Here is a 26,146-nt window from a genome sequence, read left to right as displayed (position 1 = left end):
GGGGTCACTCCTTGATCGCGGCCGCGGCGGGTACCGCCACGGCCTTCTTCTTGGGCCTGAGGAGCAGGGGCAGCACGATCGCCACGTACGCGACCCAGGCGACGGCCTGCAGGACCGTCGTCTGCTGCGAATAGTTGAAGATCCCCTTGAGCAGCGCGCCGTACCAGCTGGTCTCCGGGAGGACGGCCGACGCGTCGAAAGCGAGCGTGGTCAAACCGGGCAGGAAGGCGGCCTCCTGCAGGTCGTGCAGGCCGTAGCCGAGTACGCCCGCCGCCACGAACACCAGCAGGACACCGGTGATCGTGAAGAACTTGCCGAGGTCGAACCGGACGGCGCCGCGGTAGATCAGGTACGCCAGCACGACCGCGACGAGGATGCCCGCGGTGAAGCCGATCAGCGGCTCGGTGGTCCCGCCCTGCGCTGTCTGCACGGTCGAGTAGAAGAACACCGCCGTCTCCAGGCCTTCACGGCCGACGGCGAAGAACGAAAGGACGAGGACCGCGACAGGGCCCACGTCGAGCGCGTCGTCCAGCTTCCCGCGCAGTTCCGCGGCGATCGTCCTCGACGCTTTGCGCATCCAGAAGATCATCGCCGTCACGAAGCCGACCGCGACGATCGACAGGGTGCCGCCGAGCAGCTCCTGCTGCTCGAAGGTCAGCTGCGCGGTGGAATAGGTGAGGATCGCGCCGACCCCGACCGAGAGCAGGACGGCGACGCTCACGCCGAGCCACACCCAGCGCAGCGCGTGCCGCCGCTCGGTCTTGACCAGGAACGCGACGAGGATGCTGACGACGAGGGCCGCTTCCAAGCCTTCACGCAGGCCGATGAGCGCACTCGCGAACCACACGTCGTTTCTCCTTGGTCGTGCCGACTGAACCTCCTGGTTTTAGGTAAGGCTTCCCTGAAAGTCCAGGGGGAGTGACGCGGTCCGAAAGTGGACGAAACGTTCGAAGAGGTCTTGATCGGACGGGGGCTCGTAAGCATCCCCAGGTCAGCGCGTCCTGGGTGAGGCACATAACGAATCGGCCGCCGGGGACCGGTCGCCGATTCGCTTTACCGTCAGTTGGCTTCGTAAGCCGAATGGGTCATCGCCCGGAAGTGTGGCGAAGTAACCTGACCGGGTGGCCGAAACCGCCCAGAGCACCGAAGCCCCGGAGCACCCAGCGCGCCCTCTGCCGCCGTACGTCCCCAAGCTCGCTTTCGCGGGCGGGCTCGTGCTCACGGGGGTGATCCTGATCATGACGGTCGGGGTGAACCGGCCGGAGGGGGCGGGACCCCCGCCTCCGCCGCCTCAGCCCCAACCCGCGCTCGCGGTTCCTGACCAGAAGCCGCAGCCGGGGGCGGCGACGCCGCGCGCCGGGCTCGCCGCGCCGCCCGACCGGCCCACCGTTTCCGACGCGGCCGAACTCGAGATCTGGGCGAAACGAGTGGCCGCGAAGACCAAGCTCTCCGTCACCGACCTGTCCGCTTACGGCCGTGCGGAGATGTGGCTTCGGCGGCAGAAGCCGGGCTGTCACCTCTCGTGGGCGACCCTCGCCGGAATTTCCCATGTCGAAGCGGCGCAGGGCAGGCCCGGCCCGATCACGCTCGCGCCCGACATCTGGGCCAAGCATTCCGCCCGCGCCAGGAGCGACGGGAAGCAGCCGGATCCGAAGGACCTCGACGACGCCGCCTTCACCACCGGCCGCTACCTGTGCGCCGCCGGCGACGACGTCGCCACCCCGGAAGGCTGGTGGAAGTCGATGCGGACGTTCGACCCCGCCGTTCCGTACACGCAAGAAGTCTTCAGCGCGGCCGACGCCTACGCGGACGCCAGCGTCGCGCCCTGATCCTCGAGCACCAGATCGAAATTGAGCGCCGCGGCCATCCGGTAGGCGTCGCCCGCCGCGACGACCAGCTGCGCCATCGGATCGACGACGTTCCCCGCCGCCCAGACGCCGTCCACGTTCGTCCGGCCCTGCGCGTCCACCTCGATCGCGCCGCTCTCGGTGCGCGCGCACCCGATCTGAGCGAGAAGCCTGTCGTGCGGGACGAACTTCGGGCCGACGAACACGACATCGCGTTCGACGAAGTCGCCGTCGACGAGCCGGACGCCGGTCAGCCGGTCGTTTTCGACGGCGAGCTCGGACACCTTCCCGTCGACGATCCGGATGCCCAGCCCGGTCAGCTTCGCCCTGTCTTCGGCGGAGATCTGCTGCGTGTGCGTGAAGAAGGTCAAATCCTTGCTCCACTGCCAGACGATCAGCGCCTGGTGGAACGCCTTGTCGGAGGTGGCGAGCACGCCGAAGCGCTGATCTCGCACTTCCCAGCCGTGGCAGTACGGGCAGTGCAGCACGTCGGTGCCGAAGCGCTCCGCGACACCGGGGACTTCCGGCATTTCGTCGGCCAGCCCGGTGGTCACGACGATCCGGCGACCGCTGAGGACCCGGCCGCTCGCCAGCTCCACTGCCTTGTCGTGCCGTAGCCGGTGGACGACGTCGTCGACGATCTCCACGCCGTAGCCGCGGACTTCGTCACGACCTATCGCCAGTAACTCTTTGGGTGGAATGCCGTCCCTGGTCAGGAAACCTTGTGCGTGCGCGGCGGGGGCGTTGCGCGGGGTGCCTCCATCGATCACGACCACCTTGCGCCGCGCCCTGCCCAGCACCAACGCCGCGCTGAGGCCCGCGACACCACCGCCGATGATCACCACGTCATATTCGTTGTCCATGTTCCCGAGCATCCGTATTCGTTCGAAATATGGCAAAGTTAGTTGCCGATTTGGCAAACTGGGGACATGGAGGACATCGAACGGCGGCTCGCCGAGGTCGGCCCGAAACTCAAGCAGCTTCGCAAGGAACGCGGCACCACCCTTTCCGCGCTTTCGGAGGCGACGGGGATCTCCGCCAGCACGCTCTCGCGGCTCGAATCGGGCACCCGGAAGGCCACCCTGGAGCTGCTGCTCACGTTGTCGGCGGCGCATCAGGTCCCGCTCGACGAACTGGTCGGCGAACCCGAGCCGTCCGATCCGCGGGTCCGGATGAAACCGCAGAAGTTCGGCAGGTTCACCGCCTGGTCGCTGACCGCGCAGCCGGGCCAGCCGCAGGCCTTCAAACTGCTGATCCCGGTGGAGGACATCGAGCCGGTGCAGCGGACGCACGAGGGCTACGAGTGGATGTACGTCCTCAGCGGACGGTTGCGGGCGGTGCTCGGTGACCGCGACTTCACGATGGGTCCCGGCGAAGCCGCGGAATTCGACACGCGGGTGCCGCACTGGTTCGGGAGCGCGGGACCGGGGCCGGTGGAACTGCTGGTGCTGTTCGGCAAGCAGGGCGAGCGCGCCCACCTGCGGGCCAGGTCCAAATGAGAGCAAAGGTCCCTTGCTCCCGCCGCGACCGCGGTCAGGTCAGTCGCGCAACGCGATCCGCGCGCTGACCTCGCTGATCGCTTCCAGATACTCCGGGATCGGGTGCATCGCCGACGCGATCCGCATCTGCGCGAGCGCCTCGGTCAACCGGCCGAGGCGCTGGAGGGTCCGCCCGAGCACGAACCGTGCGTAATGATCGGTCGGGTCCAGTTCCAGCACCCGGGTGAAGGCGCGTTCGGCCCGCCGCAACTGTGCGGAGTGGAAGTACGCGCGGCCTGCCAGCAACTGAACGCTCGGTTTGTCGGTTTCTTCCTCCAGCAGGGGCTCGAGGGCTTTGAGGGCGTCGAGCGGCCTGCGGCTTTCGACCAGCGCCTCCGCCTGTCGGAAGGCACGGAACCGAGACTCACCGGACGAGTCCTGACCGGGTTCTGGGGCGGGTTCGGCATCCATCATGGTCCGCTCCACGATACGCCGGGGCAGGGCCGATCTCGACTGCTGAAACGGTCATGGTGGACTGTCCTGCCATGAGCAGTACCGAAGCGGATAGGCCCGAAAGCGAACCCGGTTACGTCGGGCTCGCGCCGTACCTCTACTACGCCGACGCGACCGAGGCTGTCGCGTGGCTGGTCAGAGTGTTCGGGTTCACCGAAGAGGTGCGCTTCGCCGATGGCTCGGGAGAGGTGTTCCAGGCCACGCTGTGCGCCGGCCCGGCCAAGATCCAGCTGGCCGGGGTCGGCCCCGAGTACTGGCAGGCCAAGGGCGTCGACGGCCCGGTCGGGCAGCTGAACATCGTCTACGTCGCCGACGCCGACGCGCAGTACGAGCGGGTCCGCGCCGCACTGGGCGAAGACGCCGACCTCGACGCGCCCCAGGACCAGCCCTACGGCGCCCGCGTGTTCACCGTGTCCGACATCGGCGGCAACAGCTGGACTTTCTGGCAGCAGTTCTCCGACACCGTCGAGCTTCCGTCAGGCTGGCGTGAAGTTCGCGCAGGTGAACCACCCACCGAATAGGTTCGGTCAAAGCTCGATGTGGCGCGTGCCTCCAACGGGTGAACGACGCCGACGGCTAGGCTGGGCCCCGTCACCGCAGGCACGACCCACATGAGGAGCATGGCGTGGCGCTCATCGAGCAGGTAGGCGCTCGCGAGATTCTGGACTCGCGAGGCAACCCGACGGTCGAAGTGGAGGTGGCTCTCGACGACGGCACGCTGGCGCGGGCCGCGGTCCCCTCGGGTGCGTCCACCGGCGAACACGAAGCCGTCGAGCTGCGTGACGGCGACACCGGCCGGTACAACGGCAAGGGTGTCGAGCGCGCGGTCGCGGCCGTCCTGGACGAGATCGGCCCGGACCTGGTCGGCACCGAAGCCGTCGACCAGCGCATCGTCGACCAGAAGCTGGTCGACCTCGACGGCACCCCGGCGAAGTCCCGCCTCGGCGCGAACGCCATCCTCGGCGTTTCGCTCGCCGTCGCGAAGGCCGCCGCGGAGTCGGCCGAGCTGGAGCTGTTCCGCTACCTCGGCGGGCCGAACGCACACGTGCTGCCGGTGCCGATGCTGAACATCCTCAATGGTGGCGCGCACGCCGACACCGATGTGGACATCCAGGAATTCATGATCGCGCCGATCGGCGCCGAGTCGTTCCGCGAGGCCCTGCGCTGGGGCACCGAGGTCTACCACTCGCTGAAGTCGGTCCTGAAGGGCCGCGGCCTGTCCACCGGCCTCGGCGACGAAGGCGGCTTCGCGCCCAGCCTGAAGAACAACCGCGAAGCGCTCGACCTGATCCTTCAGGCGATCGAGAAGGCCGGGTACGCCCCGGGCCGCGACGTCGCGCTCGCGCTCGACGTCGCCGCGACGGAGTTCTTCTCCGACGGTGCGTACACATTCGAAGGTGCGAAGAAGAGCGCCGAGCAGATGTCGGCCTACTACGCCGAACTGCTGCGCGACTACCCGCTCGTGTCCATCGAGGACCCGCTGAGCGAGGACGACTGGGACGGCTGGGTCCAGCTGACCGCCGAGGTCGGCGAGAAGGTCCAGATCGTCGGCGACGACCTGTTCGTCACCAACCCGGACCGCCTCGAAGAGGGCATCACCCGCCGCGCCGCCAACGCGCTGCTGGTGAAGGTCAACCAGATCGGCACGCTGTCGGAGACCCTCGACGCGATCTCGCTGGCCACCTCGTACGGCTACAAGTCGATGATGAGCCACCGGTCCGGCGAGACCGAGGACACCTTCATCGCGGACCTGGCCGTCGCGACCGGTGTCGGGCAGATCAAGACCGGCGCCCCGGCACGCGGCGAGCGGATCGCCAAGTACAACCAGCTGCTCCGCATCGAGGAGACCCTCGCCGACGCGGCGCGCTACGCCGGCGACCTCGCGTTCCCGCGGTTCAGCGCCGAGGGGTAACCAGCCATGGCAGACCGGGGGAAGGCGCGGACCCGTCGTAGCGGGCGTGCGGACGGCGGTGGCTCCAGCAGGGGCCGCCGGCCGGAGAGTGCCCGCCGCACGACGACGACGGAGGTCCGCGCCCGAACCCGGCTGCGCCGCAGCCTGGCGGCGAAAAGGGCATCGGGTGCCGCGAAGGTGCTCGGCATGTCCACCACCCGCCGGGCCGCGGTGGTGGCGATCGTGGTGTGCGCGCTCGCGTTCACCATCGCCGTCCCGCTGCGCACCTACCTCAGCCAGAAGTCCGAGGTGAACGAACAGCAGCAGTTGCAGTCCGAACTGCAGCGGACCGTCGCCCAGTTGGAAGGCCGCAAGGGCGAGCTGAGCGACCCCGCGCAGATCGAGGCCGAGGCTCGTAAGCGCTTCGGTTTCGTGAAGCCCGGCGAGACGCCGTACATCGTGCAGCTCCCCGAGGACAAGGCGCCCGAGCAGGGAGAGCCGCAAGGCCAGCAGCCGGTGCCCGCGGGCTCCTGGTACGAGAAGCTGTGGGATCAGGTCGCGGGCGGCTGAAGCTCTGCCTTTAGCCTTGTGGGCGTGAACAGCACGGAAAAGTCTTCATACGAGCCTGTGACCGACGCCGACCGCGAGATCATCGCGGAACAGCTCGGCCGGGCGCCCCGTGCGCTGCGCGCCGTCGCCGCGCGCTGCCCGAGCGGCCACCCGTCGGTCGTGCAGACCAGCCCCCGCCTCGACGACGGCACCCCCTTCCCGACGCTCTACTACTTGACCTGCCCGAAGCTGACTTCGATGGTCGGCACGCTCGAGGCGTCCGGGCTGATGAAGGAGATGACCGACAGGCTCGCGGAGGACCCCGAGCTGGCGGCCACCTACCAGCGGACCCACGAGAGCTACCTCGCCGAACGCGACGCCATCGACTCGCTCGGCCACGAGGTCAGCGCGGGCGGGATGCCCGGCCGCGTCAAATGCCTGCACGTCCACCTGGCGCACACGCTCGCCGTCGGCCCCGGGGTGAACCCGTTCGGGGACGAGACCCTCGCGCTGCTCAAGGCCAACGGCTGGCCGTCGGGCGACTGCCAGGGGTAACACCGGCGCCCGGTGCACAGATAGTTCCTCCAGGTGGGTTAATTCATCCTTCGTCGACCAACTGGTCCTCCCCTATGGGGTGAAACCGGTCACCGTATGCGGCAGGCTGGGCACCGGTCGAGGTTGTCGGGTGGGAAGTAACCGGATCGTCGAGTCGCGATCCGCCGGGAGGGTTCTGAGGTATGCGCGTGAGGCACGTGCCAGGCGCGGTGACAGGTCATGTCCGGAGACTCTGTCTCCGGCACCGCACGATCGCCGCGGTGACCGGAGGTGTCCTCGCCATCGTCCCGGCCGGTGCCGCGGTCGTCGGCGCCGGCAGCTGGGCCGCGACGGCGAGCACGGTCCATACCGGCAACGTCGCCCTCGTCGGCGGCTATGACCCGAAGAACCCGCTCGTGCAGCAGATCGGCGTCGACGGCAGCCTGCCGAACGCGCCGACCCCGCTCCCGCTCCCCGCGGACGAACTCCCCAACGGTCCGCTCGGCATCCCGGTCACCGCCCTCGCCGCGTACCGCAAAGCCGCCGACATCCTCATCGCCGAACAGCCCGGCTGTCACATCGACTGGGCGCTGATCGCGAGCATCGGCCGGATCGAGTCCAACCACGCGCGCGGCGGTTTCGTCGACGCGAACGGCAACACCCTCGAACCGATCCTCGGACCGCAGCTCAACGGCGCCGGACCGTTCGCGGCCATCCCGGACACCGACGGCGGCAAGTACGACGGCGACACGGTCTGGGACCGCGCCGTCGGCCCGACGCAGTTCATCCCGTCGACCTGGGCCCGCTACGCCTCCGACGGCAACGGCGACGGCGAGTCGAACCCGAACAACATCTTCGACGCGGCGCTCGGCACCGGCCGCTACCTGTGCTCCGGCGGGCTCGATCTGTCCAAACCGGACCAGTTGCGCGCGGCCGTGTTCCGCTACAACAACTCCGACACCTACGTGAACACCGTGCTGATCTGGGCCGAGGCCTACCGCACGGGGGTCATGCCGACGCCGGACAGCCGGGTGCCCATCGGTGCCCCGAACGCCGCCGCCGCTCCGCCGCCCGCGTCGGTGCCGCCGCCCCCGGTGCCGTCGACGCCGCCCGGTTCGGTGACACCGCCGCCGTCGACTTCGCTGCCGCCGACGAATAGTCCTTCTTCGTCGTCGAAATCTCCGACGAGCAGCTCGAAGCCGGCGTGCCCCACGGTCACCGTGACGGAGACGCAACCGACCACCTCGAGCACGAGCCCGACGACCACGACTCCGCCGCCGACGACCTGTTCCTCGCCGACGACGACAACGACGACCACGACGGTGACCCCGGCGAGCAACAGCACCAAACCCACCTGACGGTGATGATCGCGGTAATCTCCGGGGCATGCCTCGTGTTGCCGCGATCGACTGTGGGACCAACTCCATCCGCCTGCTCGTCGCCGAGCTGACCCCCCGCCACGACGGGACGGTCGACCTGCGCGACCTGCACCGCGAGATGCGGATCGTCCGCCTCGGTCAGGGTGTGGACGCCACCGGCAGGCTGGCCCCCGAGGCGCTCGAGCGCACCCGCGCGGCGCTGGCCGACTACACGATCGCCGCGCGCCGCAAGGGCGTGGAAAAGGTCCGCATGGTCGCGACGTCGGCGACTCGCGACGCGAGCAACCGCGACGAGTTCTTCGCGATGACTCGTGAAGTGCTCGGTACCGAAGCCGAAGTCATCAGCGGCGACGAAGAGGCGCGGCTGTCTTTCACCGGCGCCGTCGGCGAGCAGGATCCCGATGACGGCCCCTTCGTGGTGGTGGACGTCGGCGGCGGCTCGACCGAACTCGTGGTCGGCACCTGGGACGGCCGCAAGGCCGAGGTCATCGCGGCCAAATCGGTCGACATCGGCTGCGTGCGGATCACCGAACGCGCGCTGAAGTCCGACCCGCCGACAGCGGGCGAGATCGCCGAAGCCCGCGAACTGGCCGCCAAAGTGCTCACCGAAGCCTTCGACGTCGTGGACGTGTCCACCGCCAAGACTTGGATCGGTGTCGCCGGGACGGTCACGACCCTGACGGCCGTGGCACAGGGGCTGGCGGAGTACGACTCCGAGCGAACCCACCTCTCGAAGCTCTCCCACGCCGAAATCGACCGCGTCGCGCAGTCGCTCCTCACGGCCGACCACGCGACCCGCGCCGCGAACCCGGTGATCCACCCCGGGCGGGTCGACGTGATCGGCGGCGGTTCGGTGATCGTGCAGGTCCTGGCGGAGCAGTTCGCCACGCGCGGTGGTCCTGACGAATTGGTGATCTCCGAGCACGACATCCTCGACGGGATCGCGCTGTCGCTGGCTTGACAGCCGGGTTTCTCTTACGTGAAGCCATTTCTTTCGGTGATCAAGTGGTGACCTCCAGTCCGGATTAGCCCGTTCGGACCAGCCTCGTTCCTACCAACGTTGTGCTCTAACCGGGTGGTCCGGGACACCGTCACCCATTTGCAACACCAACGCACTGTGATCGGCTTCACCTGTCCCATAGCGTCGTCTCACCTTCTGGGCGGTGGGGCGCGACCAGCGCTCGCCGGACTATCCGACGACGAGAGTTGGAGGGGACATGCGGGCTTCACGCGGGTTCTGGGGAGCGACGGCGGTGGTGGCCACGGCGGCCCTGCTGCTGACGGCCTGTGGGGGTGGTGGGTCCAAGGACGACAAGGGATCCGGCGCCGCCGACGCCAACGCGTCCGTTTCGGTCTACGGCACCGAGCCGGAGAACACGCTGATTCCCGCCAACACCAACGAACTCGGTGGGTCCAAGGCGCTCAAGCCGGTCTTCTCGGCGCTGGTCGGCTACAAGTCCGACACCGCCGAGCCGTACAACCTGATGGCCGAATCGATCACCACGACCGATTCGAAGGTCTTCGACATCAAGCTCAAAAAGGGCTGGAAGTTCCACGACGGGACCGAGGTCAAGGCCAAGAACTTCGTCGACGCGTGGAACTACAGCGCGAACGGCAAGAACGGCATGCAGAACGCGTCGTTCTTCGAGCAGATCCAGGGCTACGACGAGATCAGCGCCAAAGAGCCGGCCGTCAAGGAGATGTCCGGGCTCAAGGTCGTGAACGACTACGAGTTCCAGGTCACCCTCAAGGGTCCGTTCTCGGTGTTCGCCACCAAGATCGGCTACCTCGCCTTCGCGCCGCTGCCGGACAAGTTCTTCGCCGACCCGGAGGGGTTCGCCAAGGCCCCGATCGGAAACGGGCCGCTGAAGTTCGTTTCGCGCACGCCCAACCAGAACATGAAGCTCACGCGCTTCGACGAGTACCAGGGCGAGGACAAGGTCAAGTTCAAGGACCTCGAAGTCCGCATCTACACCAGCCAGGAGACCGCGTACCAGGATCTGCTGAGCAACCGTCTCGACTTCATGGAGGCGCTCCCGCCCTCGGCGAAGGCAGGCGGGAAGTACAAGGCCGACCTCGGTGAGCGTCTGGTCGAAGGAAACCTGCTCGGCATCAGCGCGCTCGCCATCCCGTACTACGTCCCGGGTTACGACAACCTGGACCTGCGCAAGGCGATCTCGATGGCCATCGACCGCGAGCAGATCGTCAAGACCGTCATGAACGACACCTACTCGCCCGCTGACGGCTATGTTTCGCGCGGCATCGAGGGGTACCGGCCGGGCGTCTGCGAATTCTGCAAGTTCGATCCGGTGAAGGCCAAGGAGCTCTTCGCGAAGTCCGGTTACACCGGCAAGCTGACCATCGCGTCGAACGCCGACGGTGGCCGCAAGGAACCGCTGGTCGCGGCGTGCAACAGCATCAAGAACGCGCTCGGCGTCGAATGCGACTTCGTCCCGGCGACCGACTTCGGCCAGTGGCGCAGCATCGTCAACAACCGCCAGCTGACCGGCATGGGCCGCTCCGACTGGTCGGCCGACTACCCGTCGATCGAGAACTACCTGAACCCGCGCTACAAGAGCACCGGTTCGTCGAACGACTCGACGTACAAGAGCCCGGCCGTGGACGCGCTGCTGAACCAGGCGGACCAGACCGCCGACAAGACGGCGGCGATCAAGCTGTACCAGCAGGCGGAGGACCTGATCGCGAAGGACCTGCCGCAGATCCCCGTCTGGGAAGAGAAGGGCGTCGGCGGCAAGTCGAACCGGCTGAAGGTCGCGAAGCTCGACTTCGGTCGTCTCGCGGACTACTCGTCCATCGAGGTCGCGGCGAAGTAATCGCGTGGTCCGGCGGGCCGGGTGCGCAGCGCGCCCGGCCCGCCGGAACCCCGGCTCCCACCACGCGATCCCCAGGACGGCACGCCCATGCCCCAATACATCCTTCGACGCCTCCTTCAACTCATCCCGGTCTTCTTCGGCACCACGTTCCTCATCTACGCCCTCGTGTGGGCGGTGCCCGGTGACCCGTTCGCCGGCAAATGCGGTCAGGTCGCCTGCCCGCCCGCCTACATCGAGATGATGACCGACAAGTTCAATCTCGACGATTCGATCTTCGTCCAGTACTTCAAGTACCTCGGCAACCTGTTCACCGGTGACTGGGGCGAGACCTTCAACGGTGTCTCGGTCGGCGAACTGATCGGGAACGCCTATCCGGTGACCGTCCGGCTCGCCCTTATCGCGGTGGCCATCGAAGCGATCATCGGCCTGTCCGCCGGCATCCTGACCGGCCTGCGCGGCAAGGGTTTCCTCGACAACCTCGTGCTGATGTCCACCACGTTCCTGATCTCGATCCCGGTGTTCGTCACCGCGATCGTGCTCCAGATCGTCCTCGGTTCGGAACTGGGCATCATCGACGCGAGTGTTTCGGAGGACGCCACGATCGGCGAACTGATCGTGCCCGGGATCGCGCTAGGCAGCCTGTCCATGGCCTACATCGCCCGATTGACCAGAACGAGCATCGCCGAGAACCGGCACGCCGACTACGTCCGCACGGCTGTCGCGAAAGGACAGCCGCGCAGCCGCGTCGTCGGGGTGCACCTGCTCCGGAACTCGGTGATCCCGGTGCTGACCTTCATCGGCACCGACATCGGCGCGCTCATGGGCGGGGCCATCGTCACCGAAGGCGTGTTCAACATCAACGGCATCGGCGGGCTCATCTTCCGCGGTATCCAGAACCGGGAGGGCGCCACCGTCACCGGCGTCGTCGTCCTGCTGGTGGTCGTCTACCTGCTGGTGAGTCTCATCGTCGACCTGCTCTACGCCGTTCTCGACCCGAGGATCCGTTATGACTGACCCCAACGTGGCCGGCGGCGCCTCCTCCGTGGACGTCGCGAGCGCCGGAGTCGCCGACGATTCCGCGGTGGCGCACAAACCGCGCAGTCTCGGCGGCGACGCCTGGCGGATGCTGCGCAAGCGGCCGTCGTTCATCATCTCCGCCGTCATCATCGCGCTCATCGTGCTCATCGCGATCGCGCCCGACCTGTTCAGCTCCCGGCCCGCCGGGTTCAGCGATCTGCTCCACGCCAACGAAGGACCGTCCGCGGACGCCTGGTTCGGTTACGACAACCAGGGTTACGACGTCTACGCGCGGACCATCCACGGCGCGCGGGCATCGCTGCTGGTCGGCGTCTTCGCGACGGTGCTGACGATCCTGATCGGCTCGGTGGTCGGGATCGTCGCCGGCTACTACGGCCGTCTCATCGACAGCCTGTTCTCGCGGGTGGGCGACATCTTCGCGGCGCTGCCGTTCGTGCTCGGCGCGATCGTCATCCTGACCACGTTCAACGCCCCCGGCTCGAACCCCGGCGCGGTCACCATCATCGTCCAGGTGGTCGTCTCGATCGCCGCGCTGAGCTGGCCGGTGGCGATGCGCATCATGCGCTCGGCGACGCTGGTGGCCAAGCAACTCGACTACGTCAAGGCCGCGCGCGGCCTCGGCGCGAGCACGCCGCGCATCGTGTTCCGGCACCTGCTGCCCAACACGGTCGCGCCGGTGCTGGTCTACGGGACCATCGCGCTCGGCGCGTTCATCGGCGCGGAGGCGACGCTCGCCTACCTCGGCGTCGGCGTGCGGCCGCCGGTCGTTTCGTGGGGCGTGATGATCAGCGACGCGCGGGACTACTTCCGGGTGAACCCGCACATGCTGTTGTTCCCGGCCGGGTTCGTCACCATCACCGTGCTCGCGTTCGTCATGCTCGGTGACGGGATCCGCGACGCGCTCGACCCGAAGGCCCGGTGATCGGCTGTGACCGACGAATTGCTGCTAGAGGTGGAAGACCTCCACGTCGAATTCCGCACTTCCGACGGCGTCGCGACTGTGCTGAACGGGGTCGACTACTCCGTGCATGCCGGGGAAACCCTTGCCGTACTGGGAGAATCGGGCTCGGGCAAGAGCGTGACCGCGCAGACGGTGATGGGCATCCTCGACAGCCCGCCCGCCGTCGTCACCGGCGGCGCCGTCCGCTATCGCGGCGAGGATCTGCTCACCGCCACCGAAGAGCGGCGGCGTGAAGTGCGGGGCGGGGAGATCGCGATGATCTTCCAGGACGCGCTTTCGGCGCTGAATCCCGTCTTCACCGTGGGATTCCAGATCGAGGAACAGCTGCGGGTCCGGCTCGGGATGTCCAGAAAGGACGCTCGAAAGCGGGCGATCGAACTGCTCGACATCGTGCGCATCCCGGCCGCCGCCCGGCGGATCCGCGAGTATCCGCACCAGTTCTCGGGCGGGATGCGGCAGCGCGCGATGATCGCCATGTCGCTCGCGCTCGACCCCGATCTGCTGATCGCGGACGAGCCGACGACCGCGCTCGACGTCACCGTGCAGGCCCAGATCATGGATCTGCTGGCGGAGATCCAGGCCGAACGGCGGATGGGGCTGATCCTGATCACCCACGACCTGGCGGTGGTCGCCGAGGTCGCCGACCGGATCGCGGTGATGTACGCGGGCCGGATCGTCGAACAGGCCGACGTCACCGAGTTGTTCCGCTCCCCGGGGCATCCCTACACCGAGGCGCTGATGGCCTCGCTGCCGCGGCTCGACCTCAAAGGACAGACGCTGGAGACCATCAAGGGCCTGCCGCCGAGCCTGCTGAACGTCCCGCCAGGCTGCCCGTTCCATCCGCGCTGCCCCCGGGCGGAAAGCCAGTGCGAGACCGAGCGGCCGGCTCTGCACAGTCTCGGCTTCGGCCGGGTCAGCGCCTGCCACTTCGCCGACGAGGTGGTGAGCGATCGTGTCTGAACCCATTCTGCGGGTCGAGAACCTGGTGAAGTACTTCCCGGTGCGAGCCGGGGTCCTCTTCAAGCGCACGATCGGCCACGTGAAGGCGGTCGACGGGGTTTCCTTCGATCTCATGCCAGGGGAAACCCTCGGTGTGGTGGGGGAATCCGGCTGCGGCAAGTCCACTTTGGCCCAGGTGCTGATGCGGCTGGAGGAACCCACGGGCGGGCTCGCGACCTTCGAAGGTCGTGACATCTTCGCGTTGCGGGGAGCCGAACTCAGGAAGTTGCGGCGCGAGATCCAGATCGTGCTGCAGGATCCGTACACCTCGCTGAACCCGAGGATGACTGTCGGCGACATCATCGGCGAGCCGTTCGAAATCCACACCGAGGTGGCGCCGAAGGGCTCGCGGGCGGCGAAGGTGCGGGAGCTGCTCGACGTCGTCGGGCTGAACCCCGAGCACATCAACCGCTATCCGCACCAGTTCTCCGGCGGACAGCGTCAGCGCATCGGGATCGCGCGGGCCTTGGCGTTGCGGCCGAAGGTCATCATCTGTGACGAACCGGTTTCCGCGCTGGACGTTTCGATCCAGGCGCAGGTGATGAACCTGCTCGGTGAACTGCAGAAGGAATTCGGCCTTTCCTACGTGTTCATCGCACACGATCTGTCGGTTGTCCGTCACCTTTCCACGCGGGTCGCGGTGATGTATCTCGGCAAGATCGTGGAAATGGGGACGGAAGAGGAGATCTACGAACGTCCGGCGCATCCCTATACGCAGGCGCTGCTTTCCGCGGTACCGGTCGCGGATCCGGCGTTGCGCGGGCAGCGGCAGGTGATCCGCCTGGAAGGTGACGTGCCCAGCCCGCTGGATCCGCCGTCCGGCTGCCGGTTCCGCACCCGGTGCTGGAAGGCGCAGGACGTCTGCGCCGATCAGGAACCCGAATTGATCACGCGGTCCGGCGGGCATTTGTCCGCCTGTCATTTCGCGGAGGAGAAAACGGTCGTTCCCTGACTTTCGTAGGGACTTCGTTGATTAGCGGAGAACGCTGACGTAGTTTGCACGAATCCTTTCTTCAGGAGGCAGGAAGTGAAAAAGCCAAGATCTCTCGTGATCGCGCTCGCGGTACCGCTGTTCGGCGCGATCGTCGCTGCTCCAGTGGCATCAGCGCAGCCGGCGCTTTCCGGCGCCGCTACCGAATTCTCCGTTCTGGCCCGTGAAGGCCAAAGCGTCGCGTCGGTGGAAAAGGCGATCCGCGCCGCCGGGGGCACCGTCGTGACCAGCAACGCCGCGGTCGGCCTGATCACCGCGACCGCGCCCGCCAACGGTTTCGCCGAGCGGGTCTCCGCGGACCGCTCGGTCTTCGGGGCGGCCAAAGCGAAGCCGATCGGCAGCGCGCCGAAGAGCGACAAGGCGAAGGCCAAGCCGAACCTCGTCGAGAAGGAAAGCCGAGGCGCCGCGTCGGCCAAGAAGCCGGCGCAGCCGAAGAGTGTCGGCATGGACCCGCTCGACGACCAGCTCTGGGGCCTCAAGTCGGTCCGCTCGGACCTTTCGCGCACCAAGCAGCCCGGTGACAAGCGGGTGAAGGTCGGCATCATCGACACCGGTGTCGACGCGAGCCACCCGGACATCGCGCCGAACTTCGACCGCGCGGCGTCGCGGAACTTCACGAAGGACATCGTCTCCGACGTCAACGGCGCGGTCGTCGACGGTCCGTGTGAATACCGCGGCTGTGTCGACCCCGTGGACCACGACGACAACGGGCACGGCACGCACGTCGCAGGCACCATCGGCGCCGCCGCGAACGGCTTCGGCGTCTCGGGCGTCGCGCCGAACGTGACGCTGGTGAACATCCGCGCCGGGCAGGACTCGGGCTTCTTCTTCCTGCAGTCGACCGTGGACGCGATCACCTACGCCGGCGACGCCGGTGTGGACGTCGTCAACATGAGCTTCTACACGGACCCCTGGTTGTACAACTGTGCCGCGAACGCCGCGGACACGCCCGCGCAGCAGGCCGAGCAGCGCACCATCATCGAGGCGACGACGCGGGCGCTGAACTACGCGCACCGCAAGGGTGTCACCCAGGTCGTCTCGCTGGGCAACCAGCACAGCGACCTCGCCGCCCCGCAGCCGGACGCGTCGAGCCCGGGCTACCCGTCGAACAGCACGCACCCGCGGCAGATCGACAACGGCTGTCTCTCGCTGCCCGTCGAAGGCCCGCACACGATCGGCGTCTCGTCCTTCGGTCCTTCGCAGGCGAAGGCGGACTATTCGAACTACGGCGTCGAGCAGATCTCGGTCTCCGCGCCCGGCGGATACTTCCGTGACTACTTCGGCACCCCGTGGTACCGCACGGTCGAGAACGAGATCCTCTCGACGTACCCGCGCAACGTCGGCGTCGCCGAAGGCAACATCGACGCGGCCGGGAACATCACGCCCGCCGGTGTCACCGCCGGGATCCAGAAGGCGACCGCCGCCGACGGCCGCGTCGGCTACTACCAGTGGCTGCAGGGGACGTCGATGGCGTCACCGCACGCGACCGGTGTCGCCGCGCTCATCGTTTCGCAGTACGGCAAGGGTTCGCGCGACTTCGGGATGGATCCGGACGCGGTGCAGCGAGTGCTCGAAGGTACGGCTTCGGACATCGCCTGCCCGACGCCGCGGACCGTCGATTACCTGAAGGAAGGCCGGGACGCGTCGTTCACCGCGACCTGCACCGGTGACGCTTCGTTCAACGGCTTCTACGGTCACGGTGCCGTGGACGCCTGGTCGGCCGTCACGCACGGTTCCCAATACCTGCGAGGCTGATCTTCGGTTCCGCGTCAATGAGATGAATGGGACTTTCATCGCAAAATTTGCGATGAAAGTCCCATTCATCTCGTCCGGTTGGACGGCTCAAGCCGCGCGCTGGTCACGGACGACGGTGATGCCGGGTTTCGGTCGGCGAGAGGCGGTTTCGAACGCGGCTCGTAGCTCCGCCACGACACCATCGGGGTCGTCTCGCAGTTGCGAAGGCAGAGTCTGTAGGACAACCACTCCAGCGCTCGTGTATCGCGCGTTGCGTCTAACAGTCTTGGCGTAGGCCGCCCTCTCGAAGTGGAAGTCGTACGAATCGATCTCCCACGCCATGGCGACTTCTTCGCAGTATGAGTCCGGCATGGCGATGTAGTTGCCTTGAGCGTCGTAGATCTTGACGTTCCTTTCAGCGGGCGGTAGACCGGCGCGCTTCCAGAGTGAGAGCGCCACGGCCTCGGGCACTGACTTGACGTTCGAACGAATCTCTCGGATTACGGCCCGCGGAAGTGCTGTTCCCCGCTTGCTTCCGGACTCTAGTTCAGCGGATAGCTCGTCCACGGTGCACAGATCGGCGCTGACCGCCTCAATGAGGATGGCTCGTACGGGGTCGGCGTCGCGGATACGTCGAGCAGCGTCCAATACAGCGCGCGCTGGCTCGGCAAGGGGAACGCCATCGACGATCCGTTGGGCGGGCATATGTATCGTTCGCTCGACGATGGTGAACTTGGTGCTTCTGATTTGGTTCCTTGCAGGTATGAGGACATGCACGATCTGCGCGGCGAGAGTGTTCTTCAGGCCGTAGCGCCGTGCTGCTTCAAAGCCTGTCACGACTCCGAGGTCATCGGCGTGCATGAGGGCGGCTTCGACACGTTGGCGTGCTGTCGGAAGGTGCCGGGACAGCAAAACGATGCCTGGAAGCAGGTGTGTCCATCGGCCTCCGGGTTGGCATCTTCGATAGGACGTCGTCTGGGGCACGCCGAGGCTTTCAAGGGTCGCGACTCGGATGACGCCGTACTTGCTGTGCTCTTTGAGCTTTGACTCGGTGAGAGTCACTCGGGAAAGGTACATGGGGGTCATGGTGTGCGCCACCCCCGACAGAATTCTCAGGGCAAGTGAGATGAATGGGACTTTCATTGCAAAATTTGCGATGAAAGTCCCATTCATCTCATCTCGTACGTGCCGAGCGGAAGGAGAGGGCGCTACTTCCCTGAAGCGCCCTTGATGAACTTCGCCAGGTCCTTCGCCTGCCGCACCCGCGACTCCTCGTGCACGTACATCATGTGCCCGGCCGGGTAGTACGCCGTGTCGATGTTCTCCCGCAGTTCCTCAGGAATCTGCAGTCGCGCCAACACGTGCTCCGAAGCGAAGTAAGGCGTCGCGCCATCGTAGTGGCCGAAGGCGACATGTACCCGAAGGTGCGGGTTCGCCCGCATGGCCGACGCGAGTGAGTCCACAGAGGACACCGAGCGGCCTTCGAAGTCGGAGTACGACCACGCCTTGAAGACGTCCGTCGAGAGGATCTCGTACGGCAGGTCGTTCTCGTAGCCGAGCTCGGCGCGCACGTAGTGGTTGAGCCCGCCCGTGTAGGCGCCGATGATCCGCGAGATCGACGGATCGTCGCTCATGTGCTCGCGGCCGCCGTCGGGTTCCCAGGTGGTGAACCGGCCGTCCATCCGGCCGACGGTGAGACCCTTGTCCCGCAACAGCTCGGTGAAGTAGCGGACGTGCTCGATCCGCAGGTTGACGCGGTCCACATAGGACTCGCTCAAGCCGGTCAACGAAGCGAGCGTCGCCACCGCTTCGGCCCGATCCTGTGCAGACAGACGGGCGCCGCGTGCGAGAGCCCAGGGGAGCTCCTTGGCCGCGAAGTCCTCGGCGTCCGCGAGGACGTCGTCGAGCGGACGGTCGCCGTGGAGCCCGTGGTAGTGCGCGATCGCCGTGTACGTCGGCACGTAGAGCGAGTACGGCAGGTCGTTGCCCTCGGTGAACCGCAGGGTGCCCAGGTCCAGCACCGACGAGATCAGCAGGAGCCCGTTCAGGTACATCCCGTGGCGTTCCTGCAGATGCGACGCCAGCCCGGCCGCGCGGAGCGTGCCGTACGACTCGCCCGCGAGGAACTTCGGCGAGAGCCAGCGCTGCTCACGCGACACCCAGAGCCGGATGACCTCGCCGATGGACTCGATGTCGGCGGTGAACCCGTGGTAATCCTTGGCCTTCTCGCCGTCCACGGCGCGCGAGTAGCCGGTCGACACCGGGTCGATGAACACCAGGTCGCTGTGCGCCAGCAGGGTTTCCTGGTTGTCGGTCAGCCCGTAGGGCGGCGCGACAGGGTCGTCGACGTCGCCGGACAGCACGCGGCGCGGGCCGAGCAGGCCCATGTGCAGCCAGACGCTCGCCGAGCCGGGGCCGCCGTTGAACGCGAAGGTGACCGGGCGCGTGCCGGGCTCCGTGTCGTCGAGCGTGTAGGAGGTCACGAACACTTCGGCCTTGGCCTGGTGGCCTTCCGACTTCCCGTCGGTGACGACCTCCTTTCGCAGCACGAGCCGCCCGGTCTGGGCCGTGTACGCGAGTTTGCGCCGCTTGAGTGTCAGCGTGTGCTTCGTGGTGACCAGGTCGTCGGTCGGCTCGACCTTGGTTTCCACCGACGGGGTGTCCTTCTCGTCGGTGGCCGTTTCATCGGGATTGGTGTCCGGCATACCCCCAACTTACTGGCAGTCTGTACGGGTGGACATCGTCATGGCGCATGATCGCCCGAACACGCCCCGCGAGGCGGTCGAGATCCAGGAAACCCTGCGTGGCCTGGTCGATCTCGAGGATCGTTGTCCACAAGAGATCGTCACGGTCACCGGGCTGGACGTCGCCTACGACGAGGGCAGCGGCCTCATCGCCGCCGCGGCGGTCACGCTCGAAACCTCCGGATTCCGCGTCGTGGAAAAGCGGGCCGTCGTTTCCGAGGTCTCGTTCCCGTACGAACCGGGCCTTTTCGCCTTTCGTGAGCTGCCGCCCTTGCTCGAAGCCCTGCGCGCGCTCGACCACGCGCCGGACCTGCTGGTCTGCGACGGGCACGGGCTGGCCCACCCGCGCCGGTTCGGGCTGGCGTGTCACGTCGGGGTCGTGACCGACCTGCCGTCCATCGGAGTCGGCAAGACCCGGTTCATCGGCGAACACGACGAGCCCGGCGCGGAACGCGGCTCACGGGCACCGCTGATGGATGACGGCGAGGTCGTCGGCACGGTCCTGCGCACCCGGGACGGCGTGAAACCCGTCTATGTCTCCGTCGGTCACAAGATCTCGCTGGACAACGCGTGCCGCCAGGTGCTGCGGCTGTGTCCCGGGTTCCGCCAGCCGGAGACGACCCGCCTCGCCGATCGCCTCGCTCGCGACGCGCTGAAAGAGGCATTATGAGGTCCCTCTCCGAACTCGATGCCGAGGTCGTCGGCTGCCGCGCCTGCCCACGGCTGGTCGCGTGGCGCGAGGAGATCGCCGTGGTCAAACGCGCGGCTTTCGCGGACGAGACCTATTGGGCCCGTCCGGTGCCCGGATTCGGTCCGCCGGACGCGTCGCTGGCCATCGTCGGCCTGGCTCCTTCGGCACACGGCGCGAACCGGACCGGCCGCATGTTCACCGGCGACCCGTCCGGTGACGTCCTGTTCAAGGCCCTCCATCGGGTCGGTGTCGCCTCGCAGCCGACGTCGACCCACATCGGCGACGGTCTGGAGCTGCGGGGAACCCGGATGGTCTCCCCGGTGAGATGCGCGCCACCCGCCAACAAGCCGACACCTGAGGAACGGGACACCTGCCGATCCTGGCTGGCCGAAGAGCTCATCTTGCTCAAACCGACGCTCAAGGCCGTTTTCGTGCTCGGCGCGTTCGGCTGGCAGGCGCTGCTGCCGGTACTCGCCGAGGCGGGCTGGCCGGTGCCCACGCCACGCCCGAAATTCGGCCACGGGGCCGAGGTGAGACTTGGCGACCTGCACCTTTTCGGCTGTTACCACGTGTCACAGCGCAATGTCCAGACCGGCAGGCTGACGCTGGACATGGTGTGCGACGTCCTGGCCTCCGCGACCTCGGTGGCCGGGCTGAACTGAATCGGTGCGGAAACCGTGGCGACGCTGGTCACAGCGGGATGGGGTCCACGAGCGATCTCAGCTGATGGGTGCGACTATAGGGATATGGCTGGTGTTAAGTCGGAACCGACACGGATCCTCGTCCTCGGTGGTGGGTACGTCGGGCTCTACACGGCGTACGGGCTCCAAAAGATGCTCCGGGCCAACGAAGCGTCCGTGACGGTCGTTGATCCGCAGCCGCACATGACCTATGCCCCCTTCCTGCCCGAGGCGGCGGCCGGTGCGATCGAACCGCGGCACGTGGTCGTGCCGCTGAGGCGCGTGCTCAAGCGATGCCACGTGCTCACCGCGCGCGTGACGAAGATCGAGCACGAGCGCAAGGCCGTCACGGTCGAGGCCGCAGACGGGCACGTCGAGCAGCTGAACTACGACGTCCTCGTGGTCGCGCTCGGAGCCGTCGCGCGCATCCTGCCGATCCCGGGCCTGGTCGAAGAAGGCATCGCCTTCAAGACCATCGGCGAGGCGATCTACCTGCGCAACCACGTCATGACGAAGCTGGACGAGGCCGCCAGCACGCTCGACCCCGAGCAGCGCAAGCGCCTGCTGACGTTCACCGTCGTCGGCGGCGGGTTCGCCGGTATCGAGGCTCTCGCCGAGCTCGAGGACATGACCCGCTTCGCGGTGGAGAACTACTACCCGAACCTCAAGGTCGAGGACATCCGCTGGGTGCTCGTCGAGGCGGCCGGGCGGATCCTCCCCGAGGTGCGCGAAACGCTCGGTGTGTACACCGTCGAGCAGCTCGAAAAGCGCGGCATCGAAGTCTATTTGTCGACAGCGGCGAAGTCGTTCGAGAACGGCCACGTCGTGCTCTCGGACGGCACCGAGTTCGACACCGACACGATCATCTGGACCGCCGGCGTCAAGGCGAACCCGGTGCTCGCGACCTCGGACCTGCCGCTGGACAAGCGCGGCCGCGTCGAGGCCACCGCCGCGATGCAGGTCGTCGGGCACCCCGACGTCTGGACCGCCGGTGACAACGCCGCCGTGCCGGACCTCTCGCGCACCGAGCAGGACCCGACCGCGACCTGCCCGCCGAACGCGCAGCACGCCGTTCGCCAGGCGCGCCTGCTGTCGAAGAACATCATCAAGGTGATCCGCGGCGGCAAGCCGAAGGACTATTACCACAAGAACCTGGGTGCGGTGGCCAGCCTCGGCCTGCACAAGGGTGTCGCCGACGCGCTGAACCTGAAGATCAAGGGCTTCCCGGCCTGGCTCTTCCACCGCGCGTACCACCTCAAGGCGATGCCGACCTGGAACCGCAAGATCCGCATCCTGTTCGACTGGATGCTCGGTGGCCTGTTCCGGCGCGAGGTCATCTCGCTCGGCCAGATCAACAACCCGCGCGAGGAGTTCGACAGGCTGTCGAAGTCCTGAGGCGGTAGCTCCGTGAAGGCCTCCTTCCCTACCTTGAGCGTAGGGAAGGAGGCCTTCACGGCGTTTGGGGTGTTTCGGTGCAGGCATTCCGGAAGTCCGTACCCGCCGTTCCGCCCGCCACCGGCCTGGCTCCGGCTGACTTGGCGAAACACGTCCTGGAAGTCCAGTTCCGGCTCTACCGGTTAAGCGACGAGCTCAGCTTCTGCATCGCGTCGACCCCGACCGACCGGATCGATCCCCGGCTGGTCAACGAAAAGTTCGAGGAGTACCAGGCCGTCTGGAACGAACTCGGCCTTCGTTGGCTCGAATATCGGCGTACTGAAGCCGCGAGCTGAGGGGCATCGCCTAGGCTGTCTGTGCCCCGGTAGCCCAACTGGCAGAGGCAGTCGACTTAAAATCGACCCAGTGCGGGTTCGATCCCCGTCCGGGGCACAACCCAGTTCCGCTCTGTGGACGCGCTGGTCCGCGTGGACGGCCGCTGCCGACAATGACCCACATGACCGGAACCGGCCTGACCGACGAAGCCACCTACGACCGCACTCGGCTCGCTCAGTGGCACGCGGGAGAAGCGCGAGCCGACGGGATATCGAGGCGCGGAATGCTTCGGCTGGCGGCCGGCGGCTCGCTCGCGCTGACGGCGTTCGGAACGCTTCCGGCGGGGACGGCGTCGGCGGCCGCACCGATCGTGAAGCCGTTGCCGCCGGAGATCTTCGAGGTCTACGGCACCAACGCGGAGACGCGCTGGGAGGCGCTGAGCGGTCAGGGCTATCTGACGCCGGTCGAGCGGTTCTTCGTGCGAAATCACACCGCCACTCCGTCGATCGACACCGGCACCTGGCGTCTGAAACTCTTCGGAACCGGGTTGCGCGGTGCGCCGACGGCGGACAGGCCGGTCGAGTTCACCTATCGCGATCTGCTCCGGTTGCCTTCGGAGACGATCACCGCCGCTGTCGAATGCGCGGGCAACGGCCGGAGCTACTTCACCAGCCAGCAAGGGCAGACTGTGTCCGGCACAGCGTGGAAGCTCGGCGCGATCGGGGTCGCGCGCTGGCGCGGTGTCCGGCTTTCCACCGTGCTGGCCAAGGCGGGGCTGACGCGGCACGCGGTGGACGTCCTGCCGGAGGGCCTGGACGCCGACTACGTCACCGACGGGGTCAACCTGGGCAAGGTGCGCCGTCCACTGCCGGTCGCGAAGGCGCTGCAGGACGTCTTGCTGGCCTACGAGATGAACGGGCACCCGCTCCCGCCGGATCACGGCCATCCGGTCCGGCTCGTCGTGCCGTCCTGGATCGGGATCTCGTCGATCAAATGGCTGGGGCGCATCGAAGTCTCGGAGACGCCGCTGGTGTCACCGTGGAACACGCAGTACTACCGGCTGCTCGGGCCGGACTATCCCGCCGAGGGCACGGTCGTGACCAGGCAGGTGGTCAAGAGCGCGTTCGAACTGCCCTGGAACGCGGAGTTCGCGGCCGGCGGCAGGCACGTCCTGCGCGGCCGATCATGGTCGGGCAACGGCAGGATCCGACGGGTCGAGGTCGACGCGGGCGACGGCTGGCGACAGGCGAAGTTCGTGGGCGCGGCGGCGGATCGGGGCTGGCAACGCTGGGAGATCCCTTGGCGCCCCGGTGTTTCCGGCGTTCGGACCCTGCGGGCACGGGCCACGGACATCACCGGTGTCACACAGCCCGATGTCACCCCACACAACACCCAGGGCTACCTGTTCGGCGCCGTCGTCCGGCATCCGGTCCGGGTGGTGTGAGATGACGCAGTCGGTCGCGGTGAGCGGGGAGCCGACCGTCGAGCTGACCCTGGCGTTGCGGGTGAGCACCGACTCCGAGCACGCCGCCGCCATCGCCGCGCGCCTGCTCGAATCCTTTGAGGACACTGTCGGGGTGACGCTGACGGCACGGACTTTCCAGGCCGGTGAAACGAATTCCGGTCAGGTCGTCGAACTCGCCGGACGGCGGCGGCGTCTCGGTGACTCCGCCCCGCCCCTGCGCATCGAGCCGGACTCACGCCGGGTGCTGCTGCGCGGAGAGGTGCTGGAGTTCACCAGGCTGGAGTTCGATCTCCTGCTGTTCCTGAGCCGGAATCCGGACCGCGTCTTCGACCGTGTCACGCTGATGGCGCAGGTGTGGGGCCTGGCCGGCGGGAACGGGCGGACCGTGGACGTCCATGTCCGGAAGATCCGCGGGAAGCTGGAACCCGCGCTGACGCCGATCACGACGGTGCGCGGGGTCGGCTACCGGTTCGACGGAGCGGGCCAGGTGCTCATCGCGGGCTGAGTGACGAGTCGGCGAAGTCCGGCTCTGCGGCTTCGGCTGCCTTGGATTCGGACGCGGCCGAGGAGTTGTATCGAGCCACGGTCTTCCGGAGCTGGTCGGCGTACTGGTAGATCTCCTCGACCGTCGCGATGGGGATCCGTGTCTCCACCTTGTTTTCGTCGAAGATGCCGAGGTATTTCTTCGCGCGATTGAACCACAGCCGGGCGATGGGCTTGCGATTGTTGTCGTCCAGTAGCACGCCGAAATAGGTCTTCGTGTCACGTGCGACGATCCTCGCCGCCGGGACTTCTCCGCAGACGATGGCGCGAACGATCCGGTATCCCTCGAGTTCTTCTTCGGTCGTGACCACGTCGCCGTTGCTGTCACGCGGTCTTGTTTCCGCGGGCGTGCTCTCGGCGGGAATGCCCTGCTCGGAAAGGTCGGACGCGCCAGTGGAAACACTGACGAACGAATCGGGTCCGCCCAGTGCGTTCTTCAAACGGTCGTTGACCTGCTCGTTGAGGAACTGGCGCGCCGCCTTGTCCACAAGCGGGGCGAACTGGTCGCGAACTCGCTGGGTGAAGGATCCTTCGTAGACCCGGCCGGCCAGAAACTTCACCCACTCGTCCTCGGGTGTCTTGAACTGGGTCGCGAGGATCCGTTTGATCTGGCCGATGTACTTGAGTTCCTCGGCCGCGTTGATGACCGAGTCCAAGTTGAAGGACCTTCCACGCAAGATCGCCACGCGGGCAAAGCCGGGATGTCAGGATGCGAACCGTGACTCCGACCTACGTTTTCGTCCACGGCTCCAGCAGCAACTCGTTCACCTGGAACCCGCTGCAACGCGAGCTCGCCCTGCTCGGCCACCGCACGCTGGCCGTCGACCTTCCCGGACACGGTTTCGAGGCCGGTTTCCACGCGGCTTACCAGGCGCCGCAGGACCTGGAAACGCTGGCCACGGCGCCGTCGAACCAGGCCGGTGTCACCTCCGCCGAGGTCGTCGAGCGAGTGGTGGACGTCGTGCGCAAGGTCGCCGAGCACGGGCCGGTCATCCTGGTCGGGCACAGCCGCGGCGGGACCCCGCTCACCGCGGCGGGCAACGCCGTCCCGGACCTGATCGACAGGCTCGTCTACATCTCCGCGTGGTGCTGCGTCGACGCGACACTGGGCGAGTACATGCAGGCACCCGAGAACGCGAGCAGCGCGCTCAACGACGTCGGAGGTGTCGTCCTCGCCGACCCCGCCGCGCTCGGCGCGCTCCGGATGAACTGGCGCACCGCCGATCCCGCGCTGCTGGCCGCGTTGAAGACCGCGATCCTCGACGACGGCACCGATCAGGAGTTCTTCGCCTACCTCAACACCCTCGAACCGGACGAGACCCTCGACGTGGGCACCGAACGCGCCGACGCCGCCACCTGGGGCCGGATCCCGCGCACCTACATCAGGCTCACCGGAGACCGATCGATCCCGCTCGCGCTGCAGGACCGTTTCATCAAGGAGGCGGACGCGCTCACCCCGGACAACCCGACCGACGTGCGTTCGCTCGAGAGCAGCCATGTCCGGTTCCTCATGCACCCGCGAGAGGCGGCTGCCATCCTCGCCGGGCTCGCGTAGGCCCCGGGTA

Annotated in this window: 27 protein-coding genes and 1 tRNA gene; 22 read left to right on the top strand and 6 right to left on the bottom strand. The window is 67.2% G+C overall.

What is annotated here, in order from left to right; genetic code table 11:
* Window positions 1-4: 4 nt before the first annotated feature.
* Window positions 5-847 carry an iron uptake transporter permease EfeU gene (gene efeU / locus ACZ6YV_RS09215; RefSeq protein ID WP_465509122.1) on the bottom strand — a complete coding sequence of 281 codons (843 nt, stop codon included), beginning with the start codon at window positions 845-847 and terminating at the stop codon, window positions 5-7.
* Between the two features lie 274 nt (window positions 848-1,121).
* Here efeU and ACZ6YV_RS09210 point away from each other — a divergent pair, with 274 nt between their 5' ends.
* A complete protein-coding gene (locus tag ACZ6YV_RS09210; protein ID WP_465509121.1) occupies window positions 1,122-1,829 on the top strand; it encodes a lysozyme family protein in 708 nt (235 codons plus the stop codon).
* Here ACZ6YV_RS09210 and ACZ6YV_RS09205 read toward each other — a convergent pair.
* A complete protein-coding gene (locus ACZ6YV_RS09205; protein ID WP_465509120.1) occupies window positions 1,802-2,722 on the bottom strand; it encodes an NAD(P)/FAD-dependent oxidoreductase in 921 nt (306 codons plus the stop codon). The genes ACZ6YV_RS09210 and ACZ6YV_RS09205 overlap by 28 nt on opposite strands.
* A gap of 54 nt (window positions 2,723-2,776) precedes the next feature.
* Between ACZ6YV_RS09205 and ACZ6YV_RS09200 the strand changes: the two genes are divergently transcribed.
* Window positions 2,777-3,346, top strand: a complete 570-nt coding sequence (locus ACZ6YV_RS09200; RefSeq protein WP_378239694.1) for a helix-turn-helix domain-containing protein — start codon at window positions 2,777-2,779, stop codon at window positions 3,344-3,346.
* 39 nt (window positions 3,347-3,385) lie between these two features.
* On the opposite strand, the gene ACZ6YV_RS09195 is transcribed toward ACZ6YV_RS09200, so the two are convergent.
* A complete protein-coding gene (locus ACZ6YV_RS09195; protein WP_005155777.1) occupies window positions 3,386-3,799 on the bottom strand; it encodes a tetratricopeptide repeat protein in 414 nt (137 codons plus the stop codon).
* Window positions 3,800-3,870: 71 nt separating this feature from the next.
* Between ACZ6YV_RS09195 and ACZ6YV_RS09190 the strand changes: the two genes are divergently transcribed.
* The 12 genes from ACZ6YV_RS09190 to ACZ6YV_RS09135 all read left to right on the top strand — a co-directional run bounded on the left by ACZ6YV_RS09190 (window position 3,871) and on the right by ACZ6YV_RS09135 (window position 16,769).
* Window positions 3,871-4,359, top strand: coding sequence for a VOC family protein (locus ACZ6YV_RS09190; protein WP_465509119.1), 489 nt, complete (start codon window positions 3,871-3,873; stop codon window positions 4,357-4,359).
* Between the two features lie 104 nt (window positions 4,360-4,463).
* Window positions 4,464-5,750 (top strand): phosphopyruvate hydratase, encoded by a 1,287-nt coding sequence (eno, locus tag ACZ6YV_RS09185; RefSeq protein WP_005155779.1) that lies wholly within the window; start codon window positions 4,464-4,466, stop codon window positions 5,748-5,750.
* Window positions 5,751-5,936: 186 nt separating this feature from the next.
* Window positions 5,937-6,299 (top strand): FtsB family cell division protein, encoded by a 363-nt coding sequence (locus ACZ6YV_RS09180; protein ID WP_378239962.1) that lies wholly within the window; start codon window positions 5,937-5,939, stop codon window positions 6,297-6,299.
* Window positions 6,300-6,356: 57 nt separating this feature from the next.
* The gene (locus tag ACZ6YV_RS09175) at window positions 6,357-6,833 is read left to right on the top strand and encodes a DUF501 domain-containing protein (protein ID WP_465509301.1); all 477 of its coding nucleotides are present in this window, start codon (window positions 6,357-6,359) and stop codon (window positions 6,831-6,833) included.
* A gap of 182 nt (window positions 6,834-7,015) precedes the next feature.
* Complete coding sequence (locus ACZ6YV_RS09170; protein ID WP_465509118.1) at window positions 7,016-8,170, top strand: lytic transglycosylase domain-containing protein; 1,155 nt, start codon at window positions 7,016-7,018, stop codon at window positions 8,168-8,170.
* Window positions 8,171-8,198: 28 nt separating this feature from the next.
* Complete coding sequence (locus ACZ6YV_RS09165) at window positions 8,199-9,152, top strand: Ppx/GppA phosphatase family protein (protein WP_465509117.1); 954 nt, start codon at window positions 8,199-8,201, stop codon at window positions 9,150-9,152.
* A 256-nt stretch (window positions 9,153-9,408) separates the two neighbouring features.
* Window positions 9,409-11,025, top strand: coding sequence for a peptide ABC transporter substrate-binding protein (locus tag ACZ6YV_RS09160; protein ID WP_465509116.1), 1,617 nt, complete (start codon window positions 9,409-9,411; stop codon window positions 11,023-11,025).
* A gap of 87 nt (window positions 11,026-11,112) precedes the next feature.
* The gene (locus tag ACZ6YV_RS09155) at window positions 11,113-12,039 is read left to right on the top strand and encodes an ABC transporter permease (RefSeq protein WP_465509115.1); all 927 of its coding nucleotides are present in this window, start codon (window positions 11,113-11,115) and stop codon (window positions 12,037-12,039) included.
* Window positions 12,032-12,985 carry an ABC transporter permease gene (locus ACZ6YV_RS09150; RefSeq protein WP_465509114.1) on the top strand — a complete coding sequence of 318 codons (954 nt, stop codon included), beginning with the start codon at window positions 12,032-12,034 and terminating at the stop codon, window positions 12,983-12,985. The genes ACZ6YV_RS09155 and ACZ6YV_RS09150 overlap by 8 nt, the downstream gene beginning before the upstream one ends.
* A gap of 6 nt (window positions 12,986-12,991) precedes the next feature.
* Window positions 12,992-13,984, top strand: a complete 993-nt coding sequence (locus tag ACZ6YV_RS09145) for an ABC transporter ATP-binding protein (protein ID WP_465509113.1) — start codon at window positions 12,992-12,994, stop codon at window positions 13,982-13,984.
* On the top strand, window positions 13,977-14,975 hold the full coding sequence (locus ACZ6YV_RS09140; protein WP_465509112.1) for an ABC transporter ATP-binding protein: 999 nt from the start codon (window positions 13,977-13,979) through the stop codon (window positions 14,973-14,975). The genes ACZ6YV_RS09145 and ACZ6YV_RS09140 overlap by 8 nt, the downstream gene beginning before the upstream one ends.
* A gap of 75 nt (window positions 14,976-15,050) precedes the next feature.
* Complete coding sequence (locus ACZ6YV_RS09135; protein WP_465509111.1) at window positions 15,051-16,769, top strand: S8 family peptidase; 1,719 nt, start codon at window positions 15,051-15,053, stop codon at window positions 16,767-16,769.
* A gap of 87 nt (window positions 16,770-16,856) precedes the next feature.
* On the opposite strand, the gene ACZ6YV_RS09130 is transcribed toward ACZ6YV_RS09135, so the two are convergent.
* Window positions 16,857-17,810, bottom strand: coding sequence for a hypothetical protein (locus ACZ6YV_RS09130; RefSeq protein ID WP_465509110.1), 954 nt, complete (start codon window positions 17,808-17,810; stop codon window positions 16,857-16,859).
* Window positions 17,811-17,956: 146 nt separating this feature from the next.
* On the bottom strand, window positions 17,957-19,453 hold the full coding sequence (locus ACZ6YV_RS09125; protein ID WP_465509109.1) for a S10 family peptidase: 1,497 nt from the start codon (window positions 19,451-19,453) through the stop codon (window positions 17,957-17,959).
* 28 nt (window positions 19,454-19,481) lie between these two features.
* Between ACZ6YV_RS09125 and nfi the strand changes: the two genes are divergently transcribed.
* From nfi to ACZ6YV_RS09090, 7 genes are all read left to right on the top strand, one after another.
* A complete protein-coding gene (gene nfi, locus ACZ6YV_RS09120) occupies window positions 19,482-20,162 on the top strand; it encodes a deoxyribonuclease V (protein WP_465509108.1) in 681 nt (226 codons plus the stop codon).
* On the top strand, window positions 20,159-20,845 hold the full coding sequence (locus ACZ6YV_RS09115) for a uracil-DNA glycosylase (RefSeq protein ID WP_465509107.1): 687 nt from the start codon (window positions 20,159-20,161) through the stop codon (window positions 20,843-20,845). The genes nfi and ACZ6YV_RS09115 overlap by 4 nt, the downstream gene beginning before the upstream one ends.
* Window positions 20,846-20,929: 84 nt before the next feature.
* The gene (locus ACZ6YV_RS09110) at window positions 20,930-22,258 is read left to right on the top strand and encodes an NAD(P)/FAD-dependent oxidoreductase (RefSeq protein WP_020631502.1); all 1,329 of its coding nucleotides are present in this window, start codon (window positions 20,930-20,932) and stop codon (window positions 22,256-22,258) included.
* Window positions 22,259-22,335: 77 nt separating this feature from the next.
* Entirely contained in the window at window positions 22,336-22,593 is a 258-nt protein-coding gene (locus ACZ6YV_RS09105) for a hypothetical protein (RefSeq protein WP_465509106.1), read from the top strand.
* A gap of 23 nt (window positions 22,594-22,616) precedes the next feature.
* Window positions 22,617-22,690, top strand: a tRNA-Leu gene (locus ACZ6YV_RS09100).
* A gap of 64 nt (window positions 22,691-22,754) precedes the next feature.
* Window positions 22,755-24,017, top strand: coding sequence for a sulfite oxidase (locus ACZ6YV_RS09095; protein WP_465509105.1), 1,263 nt, complete (start codon window positions 22,755-22,757; stop codon window positions 24,015-24,017).
* Between the two features lies 1 nt (window position 24,018).
* Window positions 24,019-24,543 (top strand): winged helix-turn-helix domain-containing protein, encoded by a 525-nt coding sequence (locus tag ACZ6YV_RS09090; RefSeq protein WP_465509104.1) that lies wholly within the window; start codon window positions 24,019-24,021, stop codon window positions 24,541-24,543.
* Here ACZ6YV_RS09090 and ACZ6YV_RS09085 read toward each other — a convergent pair.
* Window positions 24,530-25,237, bottom strand: coding sequence for a hypothetical protein (locus tag ACZ6YV_RS09085; RefSeq protein ID WP_465509103.1), 708 nt, complete (start codon window positions 25,235-25,237; stop codon window positions 24,530-24,532). The two genes, ACZ6YV_RS09090 and ACZ6YV_RS09085, sit on opposite strands and share 14 nt — an antisense overlap.
* 62 nt (window positions 25,238-25,299) lie before the next feature.
* On the opposite strand from ACZ6YV_RS09085, the gene ACZ6YV_RS09080 reads away from it, so the two are divergent.
* Window positions 25,300-26,136, top strand: coding sequence for an alpha/beta fold hydrolase (locus ACZ6YV_RS09080; protein WP_465509102.1), 837 nt, complete (start codon window positions 25,300-25,302; stop codon window positions 26,134-26,136).
* Window positions 26,137-26,146 lie beyond the last annotated feature (10 nt).

Source organism: Amycolatopsis sp. NPDC102522, assembly GCF_055584485.1.
Note: the sequence above shows the minus strand (reverse complement) of the source record. Positions and strands in the feature narration are given on the sequence as shown.

Excerpts from the sequence above, each read along its gene's own strand:
- ACZ6YV_RS09195 (WP_005155777.1), bottom strand. The coding sequence starts at position 3,799 with ATGATGGATGCCGAACCCGCCCCAGAACCCGGTCAGGACTCGTCCGGT.
- ACZ6YV_RS09200 (WP_378239694.1), top strand. The coding sequence starts at position 2,777 with ATGGAGGACATCGAACGGCGGCTCGCCGAGGTCGGCCCGAAACTCAAG.
- ACZ6YV_RS09115 (WP_465509107.1), top strand. The coding sequence starts at position 20,159 with ATGAGGTCCCTCTCCGAACTCGATGCCGAGGTCGTCGGCTGCCGCGCC.
- ACZ6YV_RS09205 (WP_465509120.1), bottom strand. The coding sequence starts at position 2,722 with ATGCTCGGGAACATGGACAACGAATATGACGTGGTGATCATCGGCGGT.
- ACZ6YV_RS09125 (WP_465509109.1), bottom strand. The coding sequence starts at position 19,453 with ATGCCGGACACCAATCCCGATGAAACGGCCACCGACGAGAAGGACACC.
- ACZ6YV_RS09090 (WP_465509104.1), top strand. The coding sequence starts at position 24,019 with ATGACGCAGTCGGTCGCGGTGAGCGGGGAGCCGACCGTCGAGCTGACC.
- ACZ6YV_RS09095 (WP_465509105.1), top strand. The coding sequence starts at position 22,755 with ATGACCGGAACCGGCCTGACCGACGAAGCCACCTACGACCGCACTCGG.
- ACZ6YV_RS09180 (WP_378239962.1), top strand. The coding sequence starts at position 5,937 with ATGTCCACCACCCGCCGGGCCGCGGTGGTGGCGATCGTGGTGTGCGCG.
- ACZ6YV_RS09160 (WP_465509116.1), top strand. The coding sequence starts at position 9,409 with ATGCGGGCTTCACGCGGGTTCTGGGGAGCGACGGCGGTGGTGGCCACG.
- ACZ6YV_RS09110 (WP_020631502.1), top strand. The coding sequence starts at position 20,930 with ATGGCTGGTGTTAAGTCGGAACCGACACGGATCCTCGTCCTCGGTGGT.
- ACZ6YV_RS09155 (WP_465509115.1), top strand. The coding sequence starts at position 11,113 with ATGCCCCAATACATCCTTCGACGCCTCCTTCAACTCATCCCGGTCTTC.
- ACZ6YV_RS09165 (WP_465509117.1), top strand. The coding sequence starts at position 8,199 with ATGCCTCGTGTTGCCGCGATCGACTGTGGGACCAACTCCATCCGCCTG.
- ACZ6YV_RS09170 (WP_465509118.1), top strand. The coding sequence starts at position 7,016 with ATGCGCGTGAGGCACGTGCCAGGCGCGGTGACAGGTCATGTCCGGAGA.
- ACZ6YV_RS09190 (WP_465509119.1), top strand. The coding sequence starts at position 3,871 with ATGAGCAGTACCGAAGCGGATAGGCCCGAAAGCGAACCCGGTTACGTC.
- ACZ6YV_RS09150 (WP_465509114.1), top strand. The coding sequence starts at position 12,032 with ATGACTGACCCCAACGTGGCCGGCGGCGCCTCCTCCGTGGACGTCGCG.